The sequence below is a fragment of the Pseudomonas sp. R3.Fl genome (assembly GCF_023516765.1).
In the GTDB taxonomy this organism is placed as follows: Bacteria; Pseudomonadota; Gammaproteobacteria; order Pseudomonadales; family Pseudomonadaceae; genus Pseudomonas; species Pseudomonas citronellolis.
Map to the genome: position 1 here is coordinate 715,950 of NZ_JAMGSO010000001.1, position 13,935 is coordinate 729,884.

Sequence of the window (13,935 nt, forward strand, 5' to 3'; positions counted from 1 at the left end):
GCCATGAGCCAGAAGACTTCCATCCTCGCCGGCCTGATCGGCGCCGGCATCCAGGCCTCGCGCACCCCCGCCCTGCACGAGCACGAAGGCGACGCCCAGGGCCTGCGCTACCTGTACCGGCTGATCGACCTGGACCAGCTGAAGCTGAACCTCGACGCCCTGCCCGAACTGCTCGACGGCGCCCAGCGCCTGGGCTTCACCGGGCTGAACATCACCTTCCCGTGCAAGCAGGCGATTATCCCGCTGCTGGACGAACTCTCCGAGGAAGCGCGCGGCATCGGCGCGGTGAATACCGTGGTGCTGAAGGACGGCAAGCGCGTCGGCCACAACACCGATTGCCTGGGCTTCGCCGAAGGCTTCCGCCGTGGCCTGGCCGACGTGAAGCGCAACCGCGTGGTGCAGCTGGGCGCCGGCGGCGCGGGAGCCGCGGTGGCCCACGCGCTGCTCAGCGAAGGCGTGGAGCAACTGAGCGTCTACGAAGTGGACGCGGCCCGCGCCGAGGCCCTGGTGAACAACCTCAACCAGCATTTCGGCCATGGCCGGGCGCTGCTCTGCACCGACCTGCCGGCCGCCATGGCGGTAGCCGACGGCCTGGTCAACACCACCCCGGTGGGCATGGCCAAGCTGCCCGGCACGCCGCTGCCGGTGGACCTGCTGCGCGCCGAGTTGTGGGTGGCGGAGATCATCTACTTCCCGCTGGAAACCGAGCTGCTGCGCCACGCCCGCAGCCTCGGCTGCCGCACGCTGGACGGCGGCACCATGGCGGTGTTCCAGGCGGTGAAGGCCTTCGAACTGTTCAGCGGCCGGCCGGCCGATGCGCAGCGGATGCAAGCCCACTTCCGCAGCCTGGATTGAGCGTAGGGCGTATAACCGTTCGCGGTTATACGCCGATACACCGGTCCCCTGCCCGGCTGCGAGGTTCTGCTGGACGTCTCATCGGCCACCAAAGCGGAGCCCTGTTCTACAACCAGCGGGCGCTCGACCACGGTCAGGCGGCGGATAACGCGGAGCGTTATTCGCCCTACGCTCCTTGGGCCTGTGGTGTTTGCGTTGAAGAGCGCCCTCTCCCTAACCCTCTCCCTGAAGGGAGAGGGGACCGTTGGGCAGAGTTGGGTGTTCTGGAGTTAGCCGGAAACGGCGGCGCCACCAACTGACACCAAACTGCGCCGTGGCACGGACAAGCCCCCTCTCCCTTCAGGGCGGGGCGCGCAGCCGAGGGCTGGGGAGAGGGTTGCGGACTCCACCCCAGCTCCGGAGTCAAACCTGACGCCATTGTTCGCGAGCAAGCTCGCTCCTACGAAAAGCCCTGCGCCCTATCCCCGCCAATTCTCCCAAACCAACTGCACCCCGGTCGCCAGCAACCCCAGCCGCGCAATGCGGTAGAACCACACATGGTTGACCTTGTCCTGCAACCAGATGCCCAGCCACACCCCCAGCACCACGATGGGCGCCAGCAGCAGGCTGGTCCCCAGGTTGCTCCAGGTGAACTGGCCGAGCAGCGCGTAGGGCACCAGCTTGATGGCGTTGGTCAGCAGGAAGAAGCAGTTCACCGTGGCGATGTAGCGCACCTTCTCCAGTTGCTGCGGCAGCAGGTACATCATCACCGGCGGGCCGCCGGCGTGGGCAACGAAGCTGGTGAAGCCGGCGATGCCCGAGAGCACCACGCCCTTGCCCACGGCCGCCGGTTTCGGCTGGGCGGCGGCGCGGGCCACCAGGGTGTTGAGCAGCACGAAGGCGATGGCGATGCCGCCGATCAGCAGGGCGATGAAGCGCTCGCTGAGCAGGCCGAAGCTCAGCGCGCCCGCCGCCACGCCGAGCAGCGCGCCGGGCAGCATGATCTTCAGGTTGCGCAGGTCCCACTTGCCGTAGAAGCGCCGCAGGCCGGTGAAATCGGCCATGCAGAGGATCGGCAGCATCAGCGCGGCGGCCTGGGTCGGCGGCATGGCCAGGGCCATCAGCGGCACGGCGATACCGCCCAGGGCGCCGCCGAAGCCGCCCTTGGAGACGCCGGTGAGCAGCACGGCGGGGATCGCCACCAGGAGGAATTCGAGGGTCATCACGCAACTCGTCGGCACACGGAGCCGCCGATTATGCCGCGTCGACGCGTCTGCGCCAGGCCCCGCGGGCGATCAGCGCCCGCTCAGTCCACCACCGGGCGCAGCAGCGCCTGGGCCTCGTACAGCGCCGGCAGGTAGCGCAGGCGCATCTCGTCCAGGCCCAGGCGCGAGGCGTGGGTGGTGATGGCCAGGCTCGCGCGCATGCGCCCGCTGCGGTCCAGCAATGGCACGCCGATCACGCGCATGCCGATCTCGTATTCCTGGTCCACCACGCAGTAGCCCTGCTGGGCGACCTTGGCGATCTCGGCGTGCAAGGCGTCCATGTCCGTCAGCGTGTAGGGCGTCAGCGCCCGTGGCGGGTTGCGTTCGAAATAGGCCGCCAGCTCCGCCTCGCCCAGCGCCGCCAGCCACAGGCGGCCGCTGGCGGTGCAGTACATGGGCACCCGCGAGCCGGGGCGGATCGACAGCGAGGCGATGTGGCTGTAGCGGCTGCGCACCACGTGGACGATCTCGTCGCCGTCGCGGGTGCCCACCGAGACGTGCTCCTGGGTCTGCCGCGCCACCTGCTCGACGATGGGCCGCAGCATGCGCGGCAACTGCGCCGAATCCACGTAGGCCTGGCCGATGCGCAGCGCCTTGGGCGTCAGCCAGTAGTGGCGGCTGTCGGTCTCGGCGAAGCCTTCGTGCACCAGGGTCAGCAGGAAGCGCCGCGCGGCGCTGGGGGTGAGGCCGGACAGCCGCGCCGCCTCGGGCACGCTCAGGCGCGGACGCTCGGCGCTGAACAGCTGCATCAGCGCCAGGCCCTTCTGCAGGCCGGCGATCAGGTCGCGGGGGTGGATGCTGGGGGTTTCCAAGGCATGGGCTCCGGGTAATTCGACCGAATGTTGCGATTATCGCATTGTGACTGCGAATACCGCACTAAAGCGCCGTCAACCGCATTGAGCGCAACAGCCCGCCGCCGCACCCTGGCCAGCAGAACAACGCCAAGAACCCCTGGAGGTCAGCATGATTCGCGGTTCCACCGAACTGGTCGCCATCGTCGGCACACCCATCGCACAGGTGAAGTCGCCGGAGAACTTCAACACCTGGTTCGCCCACAACGGCCACGACCTGGCGATGATCGCCATCGACCTGGGCGCCGACGCCCTCGATGCCTTCGTCGCCACCCTGCGCGGCTGGCACAACCTGCGCGGCTGCGTGGTCACCGTGCCCTACAAGCAGGCCCTGGCGCCGCGCCTGGACGGCCTGAGCGCCCGCGCCGAGGCGCTGGGTTCGGTCAACGTGATCCGCCGCGAGGCCGACGGCCGCCTGCTGGGCGACAACGTCGACGGCGCGGGCTTCCTCAACGCCGCCCGGCGCCATGGCCTGCAGCCGGCCGGCAAGCGCGCGCTGGTGGTCGGCTCCGGCGGCGTCGGCAGCGCCATCGCCTATGCGCTGTGCGAGGCCGGCATCGGCGAGCTGCGCCTGCGCGACCTCGACCAGGTGCGCGCCGCCGCCCTGGTCGAACGCCTGGGCGCCCTCTTCCCCCAGGTGCGCATCGGCGTGGGCTGCGACGACCTGGCCGGCCTCGACCTGCTGGTCAACGCCTCGCCGGTGGGCATGGGCGGCACCGGCGAGTTGCCGCTGCCGGGTATGCTGCTCGACGGCCTGCAGGCGCACACCCTGGTGGCCGACGTGGTCACCAAGCCGGAGATCACCCCGCTGCTGGAGCGCGCCCGCGAGGCTGGCTGCCGCATCCAGACCGGCGCCGAAATGGCCTTCGCGCAGCTGGGCAACCTGGGCGCCTTCATGGGCGTCACGCCGCTGGAGATCCAGCCATGACCAGCCTCAACGCCCCGGCCTGGAGCCGAGAGTGCGACCTGCTGGTGCTGGGCAGCGGCGCCGCCGGTTTCGCCGCCGCGGCCAGCGCCGCCTGCCAGGGCCTGCGCGTGCTGATGCTGGAGAAGGCGGCGAGCTTCGGCGGCACCTCGGCCATCTCCGGCGGCGCGGTGTGGATCTACGGCACCGACCAGGCCCGCGCCGCCGGTGCGCAGGATTCCGAAGAAGCCATGCGCACCTACCTGCAGCGCACCATCGGCCCGGGCTACAAGCCTGAGCTGGTGGACAGCTTCATCCGCAACGGCCACCAGGCCCTGCGCTGGCTGGAGGCCAACACCGAGCTGCGCTACGCGCTGCGCCCGCACTCGCCGGACTACTACCCCGACGAGGAAGGCGGCACCGAATTCGGCCGCGCCCTGGAGATGGTCGAGTACGACGGCCGCCACCTCGGCGAGCGTTTCCGCGACCTGCGCATGCCGCCGCCGGGCATGCTGCTGTTCGGCGGCATGATGGTGAACCGCGTGGACATCCAGCATTTCCTCAGCTTCCGCCGTTCGCCGAAGTCGTTGTGGCACTGCCTGAAGCTGCTGGCCCACTACGGCGTCGACCGCCTCAGCCACCACCGCGGCACGCGCCTGACCACCGGCAACGCCCTGATCGCGCGCCTGGCCACCACAGCCTTCGCCAAGGGCATGGAGCTGTGGCTGAACAGCGAGGCACAGCAGTTGCTGGTCGAGAACGGCGCCGTGGTAGGCGCGCAGGTGCTGCACGAAGGCCGCATCGAGCGCATCCGCGTGCACGGCGGCGTGGTCTGCGCCATGGGCGGCTTCGCCGCCGGCAAGCTGGCCGAGCGCTTCCGCCCGGCGAGCGACAGCGAACACCTGAGCATGTCGCCGGAATGCAACGACGGCGCCGCCCTGCGCCTGGGCGAGGCCGTCGGTGCCGCCGCCGGCGAGGGCCTGGCGGCGAACTTCTTCTGGGCGCCGGTCTCCGAGCTGCGCCACGCAGACGGCGGCCGCGAGCGCTTCCCGCACCTGGTCACCGACCGCGCCAAGCCCGGGGTGATCGCGGTGAACCGCAGCGGCCGGCGCTTCGTCAACGAGTCCAACTCCTACCACCACTTCGTGCAGAGCATGTTCGCCAGCGGCAACACCGAGTGCTGGCTGATCTGCGACGCCAGCGCCATGAACCGCTACGGCCTGGGCCTGGCGCGACCGAAGCCGGTCGACAACAGCGCGCTGGTGGAAGCCGGCTACCTGTACCAGGCCGATTCGCCGGACGCCCTGGCCCGCGCCATCGGCATCGACGCCGAGGGCTTGCGCCAGACGCTGGCGCGCTTCAACGCCAACGCGCGCAACGGCGTCGACGCGGACTTCGCCAAGGGCGGCAACAGCTACAACCGCTACATGGGCGACCCGGACCACCGCCCCAACCCCTGCCTGGCGCCGCTGGAGAAGGCGCCCTACTACGCCGTCCGCCTGCACACCGGCGACCTCGGCTCGGCCCGCGGCCTGGTCACCGACGGCCAGGCCCGCGTGCTCGGCCGCGACGGCCAGCCGACCCCCGGCCTCTACGCCGCCGGCAACGACATGAACTCGCTGATGGACGGCACCTACCCCGGCCCCGGCATCACCCTCGGCCCCGGCCTGACCTTCGCCTGGCTGGCGGCCAACCACATAGCCGCGCGCCTCGCCGCGCCGGCCTCGCAACAAGCAACCCTGGAGCACTGACGATGTACTACGAACTGCGCACCTACAGCATCGACCCGCTGAAACTCGCCGACTGGCTGGCCCTGTACCGCAGCCACGCCTACGAGGTGCAGACCGAGCACCTGGGCAGGCTGGTGGGCTTCTTCACCACCGAGTTCGGCGAATGCAGCCAGGTGGTGCACCTGTGGGCCTACGAGAGCCTGGACGAACGCATGCAGCGCCGCGCCAGCATGGCCGCCGACCCGCGCTGGGCCGAGTTCGGCAAGCTGAACCGGGAACTGGGCGCCGTGCTCAAGCTGGAATCGCGGCTGATGAAGCCCACCGGCTTCTCCCCGCTGCAGTGATGGCCCCGGCGCGCGGAGCCCTTCCGCGCGCCCCGATAACGACAAGAGAAAGCCCATGCCCACCTTGCAAACCCTCGACTGCGACGTCCTGGTGATCGGCTCCGGCGCCGCCGGCCTGGCCGCCGCGGTCAGCGCCGCGCACCACGGCCTGCGCGTGGTCGTCGCGGAAAAGGCCGCGCAGCTCGGCGGCACCAGCGCCTGGTCCGGCGGCTGGCTGTGGATCCCGCGCAACCCGCTGGCCCTCGCCGAGGGCCGCGTCGAGCCGGACGATGCGCCGGAACGCTACCTCAAGGCGCAGGTCCATGCCGAGCAACTGGACGAGCGCCAGGCCGCCTTCCTCCGCCACGGCCCGGAGATGGTCGAGTTCTTCCAGCGCCACAGCGCCGTGCAGTTCTTCAGCGGCACGCGCATGCCGGACATGCGCGATGGCGAGGGCTCCGCCGCCGGCGGCCGCTCGCTGTGCGCCCAGCCCTACGACGGCCGCGAACTCGGCCCCTGGCTGCGCCACCTGCGCGAGCCGCTGGACATCGTCAGCCTGGCCGGCATGGGCATCGCCGGCGGCGCCGACCTGGCCAACTTCCTCGACGCCACGCGCTCGCCGAAAGCCGCGCTCTACGCGCTCAAGCGCATCGCCCGGCACTGGTACGGGCGCCTGTGTTACGGGCGCGGCACGCAGTTGGTCAACGGCAACGCCCTGGTGGCGCGGCTGCTGCGCAGCGCCCTGGACCTGAAGGTGCAGTTGCTGACGCAAACGCCGATCCACGAACTGCTCCACGAAGGCGGCAAGGTGACCGGTGCGCGTAGCGACACCCTGGAATTCCGCGCCCGTCGCGGCGTGGTGCTGGCCTGCGGCGGTTTCCCCCACGACCGCGAGCGCATCGCCCGACTCATGCCCCACGCCCCGGACGGCTGGCAGCACCATTCCGCCGCGCCGCCGCAGAACAGCGGCGACGGCCTGCGCCTGGGCGAGTCGGTAGGCGCGCAGGTCCGCGACGACCTGGCCCACGCCGGCGCCTGGGTGCCGGTATCGCTGGTGCCGCGCCGCGACGGCAGCGTCGGCCACTTCCCGCACCTGATCGAGCGGGCCAAGCCCGGCTTCATCTGTGTGCGCCGCGACGGCCGGCGCTTCGCCAACGAAGCCGACTGCTACCACGACTTCATGAACGCCCTGTTCGCCGCCACGCCGCCGGGCGAGCCCCACGAGGCCTGGCTGATCGCCGACGCCCGGGCGCGGCGGCGCTACGGCATCGGCTGGGTGAAGCCCTTGCCCTTCCCGAACCTGCCCTACGAACGCCGCGGCTACCTGGTCAAGGCCCGCAGCCTGGCGAAACTGGCGGCGCGCTGCGGCATCGACGCCGAGCAGTTGCAGGCGACGGTGAAGCGCTTCAACGAACACGCGGCGCAGAGCGAGGACCCGGACTTCCAGCGCGGCCGCTCGGCCTACAACAAGGCCCAGGGCGAGGCCCGGCAGCGCCCCAACCCGTCACTGCGGCCCCTGGAAAAAGGTCCGTTCTATGCGGTGAAGCTGCTGCCCGGCAGCCTCGGCACCTTCGCCGGCCTGCGCACCGACGCCCGCGCGCGGGTGCTGGACGGCAGCGGCGCGGCCATCGAGGGGCTGTACGCGGTGGGCAACGACATGGCCAGCGTGATGGCCGGCCACTACCCCAGCGGCGGCATCACCCTGGGGCCGGGCATGACCTTCGGCTACCTCGCCGGCCTGGAGCTGGCCGGGCTCAGCGCTGGATGTAGCGCAGCACCGCCTCGCAGATCATCTGCTTGTGGCGTTGCTTGACCTGCTCGTCGGCCAGGTCGATCTGGAAGATTTCGCCGAAGGTGTTGCGGTTGGACACGCGGTAGAAGCAGAACGAGCTGATGAACAGGTGCAGGTCCAGCGGGTCGATGCCCTCGCGGAACAGGCCCTGCTCGGCGCCGCGGCGGAGGATTTCGGCCAGCGACAGCAGCATGTTGTTGCTCATCGAGCGGATCGCCGTGGACTTCTTCACGTACTCGCCGTGGTGGATGTTCTCGATGGAGACGATGCGCACGAAGTCGACGTTGCGGTCGTGGTGGTCGAAGGCGAACTCCACGGTGCGGCGGATCGCCTCCAGCGGCTCCAGTTCCGCCAGGTGCAGCTTGTCCTCGGTGTGGCGGATGTCGCCGTAGAGCTTCTCCAGCACTTCGACGTAGAGCTGCTCCTTGCTGCCGAAGTAGTAGTAGATCATGCGCTTGGAGGTGTGCGTGCGCTCGGCGATGGCGTCCACCCGGGCGCCGGACAGGCCCTGCTGGACGAACTCGGCGATGGCCGCCTGGAGGATGCCCTCGCGGGTTTTCTCGGGGTTGTTCTTGCGGCCCTTGCCACGCACTTCGGCGGGGTCCAGGGGTTCGACGACATTCGGCATGGTTGGCTCGCAGCCTCACGGAGAGCGCCGATTATGGGCCTCGCCACCCCGCCAAGGGAAGCGGCGCGGGGCTTGCCGCGCCGCCCCCGGGCGCTACAGCTTGGGCTTGCGCGCGGCGCCGCTGCGCGCCTGGGCCATGGCCGCCAGGCGCACGGCGACGTTGGCCGCGCCGTAGCCGGCATAGCCGTTCCTGCGCTGGAGGATTTCGAAGAAGAAGCGCCCCTCGAACGGCTCGGTGTAGACGTGGAACAGCTCGCCGCCCTGGGCGTCGCGGTCGTAGAGCACGTTGAAGTAGGCCAGTTCGCTGAGGAACTCGTCGTCGAAGTCGAAGCGCGCCGCCAGGTCGTCGTAGTAGTTCAGCGGGATGTCCAGCAGCGGCACCCCGGCCTGCTTGGCGCGGGTGACCTCGGCAAAGATGTCCTCGCAGGCGAAGGCGATGTGGTGCACGCCCGAGCCGCGGTAGCTGGACAGCGCGTGGGAAATGGCGGTGTTGCGGTTCTCCGAGATGTTCAGCGGCAGGCGCAGGCTGCCGCAGCGGCTGCGGATGGCGCGGCTTTTCACCAGGCCGTAGGGGTCGGGCAGGACCACCTCGTCGTCGGCCTCGAAGTCGAACAGCGCCTTGTAGAACAGCACCCAGCTGTCCAGGCTGTCGGCCGGCAGGGCCATGGCCATGTGGTCGATGCGCTGCAGGTTGCCGCTGGCGCGGGCCTGGGCGTCGAGGCGGAAGTCGCTGTCGTAGATGGTCTGCCCCGGCGCGCCCGGCTCCACCAGGTAGATCAGGCTGCCATCGGGGGCGCGCACCGCGGGCACCTCGCGCTCGTTGGGGCCGACCAGGCCGCGGAACGGCTGGCCACGGAAGGCCTGGGCGCGCTCCAGGGCCTGGGCGCCGTCGCGCACCCGCAGGGCGGTGGCGCACAGCGAGGGGCCGTGGGCCTCGAAGAAGTTGTGGGCGAAGGAGTACGGCTCGGCGTTGAGCACGATGTTGATGTCGCCCTGGCGCAGCAGGCTCACCGCCTTGGAGCGGTGTTCGCCGGCGCGGGCGAAGCCGAGCTTCTCCAGCCAGTTGCCCAGGCGCGCGCCCAGGTTCTCGTCCACGGCGAACTCGAGGAATTCCACGCCGTCGTAGCGGCTGGCCGGCGGCGGCGCGAAGAGGATGCCGGGGTCGCCGGCGGGCGCGGCGTCCTGCTCCAGCAGGCGGCGCGTCTTCTCCTCCAGGTAGAGCAGCGAGCGCAGGCCGTCGGCGGCGTTGGAGCGGGTCGGCGCGGCGCGGAAGCCATCGTTGAAGATTTCCAGCGACAGCGGGCCCTTGTAGCCGCTGCGCAGGATGGGCGCGAGGAAGCCCGCCAGGTCGAACTCGCCCTGGCCGGGGAAGCAGCGGAAATGCCGGCTCCACTCCAGTACGTCCATGGCCAGCACGGGCGCGTCGGCCATCTGCACGAAGAAGATCTTCTCGCCGGGGATGTCGGCGATGCCGCTGGGGTCGCCCTTGATCGACAGGGTGTGGAAGCTGTCCAGCAGCACGCCCAGGGCCGGGTGGTCGGCGGCTTTCACCAGGTCCCAGACCTGCTGCCAGGTGTTGACGTGGCGGCCCCAGGCCAGGGCCTCGTAGCCGATGCGCAGGCCGCGCTTGCCGGCGCGCTCGGCCAGCTCGCGCAGGTCGTCGACGAGGATGTCGCGCTCGCCCAGGGAATCGGCGACGGTGTTGCTGCACACCAGCACCAGGTCGGTGCCCAGCTCCTGCATCAGGTCGAACTTGCGCTCGGCGCGCTCCAGGTTGCGCGCCAGGCGCTCGCGGCGGCAGCCCTCGAAGTCGCGGAAGGGCTGGAACAGGGTGATCGCGAGATTCAGGTCGGCGCACATCTGGCGCACGTCGCGGGGGCTGCCGTCGTAGTACAGGAGGTCGTTTTCGAAGATCTCCACGCCGTCGAAGCCGGCGGCGGCGATGGCTTCGAGTTTCTCGGGCAGGGTACCGCTCAGGGAGACGGTGGCGATCGAGCGCTGCATGCTGGGGCTCCTGTGCTGCTGGCTTCTGCGAGCCATGGCCTGGCCGCCGGCTGTCGGCGACCTTCGGAAATATCGCCAGCCGTAGGACGCACGGCTGGTCATTGGATTATTCGCAGGGTATTTTCCAGCGGCAAGGCAAATTGTACGAACCAGTTAGTTTTGTGTTCGATCAGCGAACAAAAGGCCGATCAGCGAATTGACGGTTTTTCGTCCAGTGGCCGACCATGGATTCACCGCGACACACCAGGGCCATGCCTCCCCTGGCCCGCGAGACGCCTTGCCCTATAACAATTTCAACAAGAGTCCCTGCCCATGTTGACTGCACGCCTCCTCACCGCCGCCGTCTGCAGCCCTGCGCGAACGCCGGCTCGCCCCCAGCCCTGAGCCGCGCCGCCGGCGCATTTCCGACACGGGCCCCGGCCAAGGGCCTTAGCGACGACCTCAGTGCCCCTGTTCGATCAGCGCACACGCCCCTGAAGGGCGCGGCGCCCGGGCAGGCACCGACAACAACAAGAACCGGAGACAACGATGGCGACTTCCTCCAGCTCCCAAGCCAAGAAAGCCACCGCCAGTGGCTGGATCGGCTCGGCCCTCGAGTACTACGACTTCTTCATCTACGCCCAGGCCGCTGCGCTGATCTTCCCGCAGCTGTTCTTCCCCTCCTCCGACCCGAAGATGGCCATCGTCGCCTCGCTGGCGACCTACGGCGTGGGCTACCTGGCCCGCCCGATCGGCGCCTTCTTCCTCGGCCACTGGGGTGATACCCGCGGGCGCAAGAACGTGCTGCTGCTGTGCATGTTCATGATGGGCCTGTCGACCATGGCCGTGGGCCTGCTGCCGACCTACCACGACGTCGGCTTCCTCGCCCCGGCGCTGCTGGTGGTGCTGCGCCTGGTGCAGGGCTTCGCCGTGGCCGGGGAAATCTCCGGGGCCAGCTCGATGATCCTCGAGCACGCGCCCTTCGGCCGCCGCGGCTACTTCGCCAGCTACACCCTGCAGGGCGTGCAGGCCGGCCAGGTGATGGCCGCCGCGGTGTTCCTGCCGCTGGCCTACTTCATGCCCAACGACGCCTTCAACGCCTGGGGCTGGCGGATTCCCTTCCTGCTCAGCGCCGTGGTGCTGATCGCCGGCCTGATCATCCGCCGCGAAGTCCACGAGACCCCGGCCTTCGTCAACGAGGAAGCCAAGCAGCAGGTGGCCAGGTCGCCGATATCCGAGGCCTTCCGCAACAGCTGGAAGCAGATGCTGCTGGTGATGGTCATGTCGCTGATGAACGTGATCCCGGTGGTGGCGACCATCTTCGGCGCGGCCTATGCGGTGCAGCCGGCCTACGGCATAGGCTTCGACAAGAGCGTGTACCTGTGGATCCCGGTGGTGGGCAACATAGTCGCGGTGCTGGCCATTCCCTTCGTCGGCAATCTCTCCGACCGCATCGGCCGCCGTCCGACGATGATCGTCGGCGCCCTGGGCTCGGGCCTGCTCGCCTTCGGCTACCTGTACGCCATCAGCATCCAGAACGTGCCGCTGGCCTTCCTCATGTCACTGCTGATGTGGGGCCTGGTGTACCAGGGCTACAACGCGGTGTTCCCGTCCTTCTACCCGGAGCTGTTCCAGACCCGCTACCGCGTCTCGGCCATGGCCATCGCGCAGAACATCGGCACCATGCTCACCGCCATGCTGCCGGCGCTGTTCGCCGCCGTCGCCCCGCCCGGCTCGGACAACGTCCCGATGCTGATCGGCAGCCTGGCCTTCCTCATCACCTGCCTGTGCGCCTTCGCCGCCTACCTGGCCCCGGAAACCCACCGCCTGCCGATGGAAGACCTGGGAAAGCCTGACGCCAAGCCGCTGGAAAAAGCCGCCTACGACAGCGCGCGGCAGAACAGCCTGCGGGTGGCGAGCCACTGAACAGGTAATGCCCGAGAATGAAAAAAGGCCCCAGCAGGGGCCTTTTTTCTGGTTCATCGCGCTTTCCCGGGGAAGGCGGCCTTGATTTTCAGGAAAAAGTAGGCGGAGTCCCTGAAGCCATAGGCCATGCGCTTGATCACCTTGATGCGGTTGTTTACCCCTTCCAGCAGGCTGGTGTGCATGGGGAAGCGAGCGCTGGCCAGGATGCCTCGGACGTATTTGCGCAGATTGCGAGCGAAGCGTTGCAGCGGGGCCAGGCCACTGTCCCTGGCGTGGCGCAACCAGTCCCGCCAGCGGCGCCAACCCTCCCGCACGCTGGGGGCGTACCAGATTTCCTTGAGCGTATCCTTGAGCACGTAGACCGTGGCCAGTGGCTGGTTGGCCTCGAGGATTTCCTGCAACTGCACGGCTTGCTGATCCTTGAGGTTTTCGCGATTGCGCAGCAGCAACCAACGACTCTGCTTGATTACCTTGCGTGCCGCTTTGTCCTGGCGTAGCGCGTTGGCCTGATCGACACGGATGCGGTCGATCACCTCCCGGCCATAGCGAGCCACCACGTGGAATAGGTCGTAGACCACTTCGGCACGGGGGCAATGCTGTTTTACTTCCAGATCGAAGGCGGTGTTCATGTCCATCGCCACGGCCTCGATTTGCTGGCAGCGCTCACCGAGCAGTTCGAAGAACGGCTGAATCGCCTCGCGGCTGTTGCCATGCCCGACCCACAGCACGCGTGTCCGCTGCGCATCCATGATCACGGTGGCGTAACGATGTCCTTTGTGAAGAGCGAACTCGTCCATCACCAGACGGCGAACGTCACCCGGCTCGAAAGCACCGACTGCGGCCTCTAGACGACGTTTGTCGAGCTGCTTGAGCGTGTGCCAATGCAGACCGACGAGGCGACTGACGTGACTGATGGGCAGTAATTGCAGCAAAGCCTCGAGCCAGATGCGCAAGCGCTGGGTCAAGCGCGACGCTGGCTCCAGCCAGTCGATCCGCTCGGTCACCCGACCACAGCGCAGGCAGTCGACGCGGCGCACCGGCAGTTGGAGCAGGACGCGCTGGTCGAACAGATCGCGATCACGCACCCGGCGAATCCGCCGTTCGTGGATTAATGGACTGGCCTGACCGCAGCGCCCGCATTTGGGGACAGCGCTGGCGTGAGGCTTGAGCTCGATCAGCAGGGTGCTGTCGGCAGATGGGTGGCAGGCGATGACTTCGTAGCCTGGCCAGAAAGCAGCAAGATCAATAGGATGCACGGCGACAGCAGGGGGTGGGGGTTGGTTCGTTTGGCGACGGCCAATCTACCCGCTTCCCTGACTGTCAATCCGCTCTTTCCCCAGACTCCGCGAAGAACCTTTTTTCTTGGGGCGGCGTCAGGCGACATGCACCGCCCGCACCTGGATTTCCACCCCCAGGGTGCGGCGCAGGGCATCGAAGATCGCCGCCAGGTTGTCCATGCCCGGGTTGCCCGAGGCCGACAGCATGCGGTGCAGGCTTTTGCTCGGCCGTTCCGTCTCCAGCGCCAGGCGCTCGAAGCCCAGGGTGGCGTTGACCAGATCGCGGAGGATCAGGCGCGCGGCGTCCGGCTCGCCGTTGAGGAACAGCGAAGCGGCCTCGTCGAGCAGCGCGGTGGCGAATGCCGGTTCGCGCTGCACCCGCGCGACGACGGTCTGTTTGAAATCCCTGGTCAGTGCCATTG

At 68.8% G+C, this 13,935-nt stretch carries 12 protein-coding genes; 6 read left to right on the top strand and 6 right to left on the bottom strand.

Translation table 11 applies throughout. The annotated features are described in order from the left end of the window. Window positions 1-3: 3 nt before the first annotated feature. Window positions 4-855, top strand: a complete 852-nt coding sequence (locus M8R19_RS02950) for a shikimate dehydrogenase (protein ID WP_249916959.1) — start codon at window positions 4-6, stop codon at window positions 853-855. A gap of 458 nt (window positions 856-1,313) precedes the next feature. Here M8R19_RS02950 and M8R19_RS02955 read toward each other — a convergent pair whose 3' ends face one another. Together M8R19_RS02955 and M8R19_RS02960 are read right to left on the bottom strand one after the other, a co-directional pair. Further along, entirely contained in the window at window positions 1,314-2,057 is a 744-nt protein-coding gene (locus M8R19_RS02955; RefSeq protein ID WP_249916960.1) for a sulfite exporter TauE/SafE family protein, read from the bottom strand. Window positions 2,058-2,140: 83 nt separating this feature from the next. Beyond that, window positions 2,141-2,911 (bottom strand): IclR family transcriptional regulator domain-containing protein, encoded by a 771-nt coding sequence (locus M8R19_RS02960; protein ID WP_249916961.1) that lies wholly within the window; start codon window positions 2,909-2,911, stop codon window positions 2,141-2,143. Window positions 2,912-3,062: 151 nt separating this feature from the next. Here M8R19_RS02960 and M8R19_RS02965 point away from each other — a divergent pair, with 151 nt between their 5' ends. The 4 genes from M8R19_RS02965 (at window position 3,063) to M8R19_RS02980 (ending at window position 7,720) form a co-directional block, all read left to right on the top strand. Beyond that, window positions 3,063-3,878 carry a shikimate dehydrogenase family protein gene (locus M8R19_RS02965; protein WP_009622850.1) on the top strand — a complete coding sequence of 272 codons (816 nt, stop codon included), beginning with the start codon at window positions 3,063-3,065 and terminating at the stop codon, window positions 3,876-3,878. Further along, window positions 3,875-5,605, top strand: coding sequence for an FAD-dependent oxidoreductase (locus tag M8R19_RS02970; RefSeq protein WP_249916962.1), 1,731 nt, complete (start codon window positions 3,875-3,877; stop codon window positions 5,603-5,605). The genes M8R19_RS02965 and M8R19_RS02970 overlap by 4 nt, the downstream gene beginning before the upstream one ends. Window positions 5,606-5,607: 2 nt before the next feature. Beyond that, window positions 5,608-5,928, top strand: a complete 321-nt coding sequence (locus tag M8R19_RS02975) for an NIPSNAP family protein (RefSeq protein WP_009622855.1) — start codon at window positions 5,608-5,610, stop codon at window positions 5,926-5,928. 64 nt (window positions 5,929-5,992) lie between these two features. After that, entirely contained in the window at window positions 5,993-7,720 is a 1,728-nt protein-coding gene (locus tag M8R19_RS02980) for an FAD-dependent oxidoreductase (RefSeq protein ID WP_249920129.1), read from the top strand. On the opposite strand, the gene M8R19_RS02985 is transcribed toward M8R19_RS02980, so the two are convergent. Together M8R19_RS02985 and quiC are read right to left on the bottom strand one after the other, a co-directional pair. Next, window positions 7,662-8,327 (bottom strand): TetR/AcrR family transcriptional regulator, encoded by a 666-nt coding sequence (locus tag M8R19_RS02985; protein WP_043271885.1) that lies wholly within the window; start codon window positions 8,325-8,327, stop codon window positions 7,662-7,664. The two genes, M8R19_RS02980 and M8R19_RS02985, sit on opposite strands and share 59 nt — an antisense overlap. 93 nt (window positions 8,328-8,420) lie before the next feature. Then, window positions 8,421-10,331, bottom strand: a complete 1,911-nt coding sequence (gene quiC / locus M8R19_RS02990; RefSeq protein ID WP_074981731.1) for a 3-dehydroshikimate dehydratase QuiC — start codon at window positions 10,329-10,331, stop codon at window positions 8,421-8,423. 528 nt (window positions 10,332-10,859) lie between these two features. Between quiC and M8R19_RS02995 the strand changes: the two genes are divergently transcribed. Next, window positions 10,860-12,236, top strand: a complete 1,377-nt coding sequence (locus tag M8R19_RS02995) for an MFS transporter (RefSeq protein ID WP_249916963.1) — start codon at window positions 10,860-10,862, stop codon at window positions 12,234-12,236. A 53-nt stretch (window positions 12,237-12,289) separates the two neighbouring features. On the opposite strand, the gene M8R19_RS03000 is transcribed toward M8R19_RS02995, so the two are convergent. Together M8R19_RS03000 and M8R19_RS03005 are read right to left on the bottom strand one after the other, a co-directional pair. Then, the gene (locus tag M8R19_RS03000) at window positions 12,290-13,492 is read right to left on the bottom strand and encodes an ISL3 family transposase (protein ID WP_249916914.1); all 1,203 of its coding nucleotides are present in this window, start codon (window positions 13,490-13,492) and stop codon (window positions 12,290-12,292) included. A 117-nt stretch (window positions 13,493-13,609) separates the two neighbouring features. Next, window positions 13,610-13,933 carry a helix-turn-helix domain-containing transcriptional regulator gene (locus M8R19_RS03005; protein WP_009622874.1) on the bottom strand — a complete coding sequence of 108 codons (324 nt, stop codon included), beginning with the start codon at window positions 13,931-13,933 and terminating at the stop codon, window positions 13,610-13,612. Window positions 13,934-13,935 lie beyond the last annotated feature (2 nt).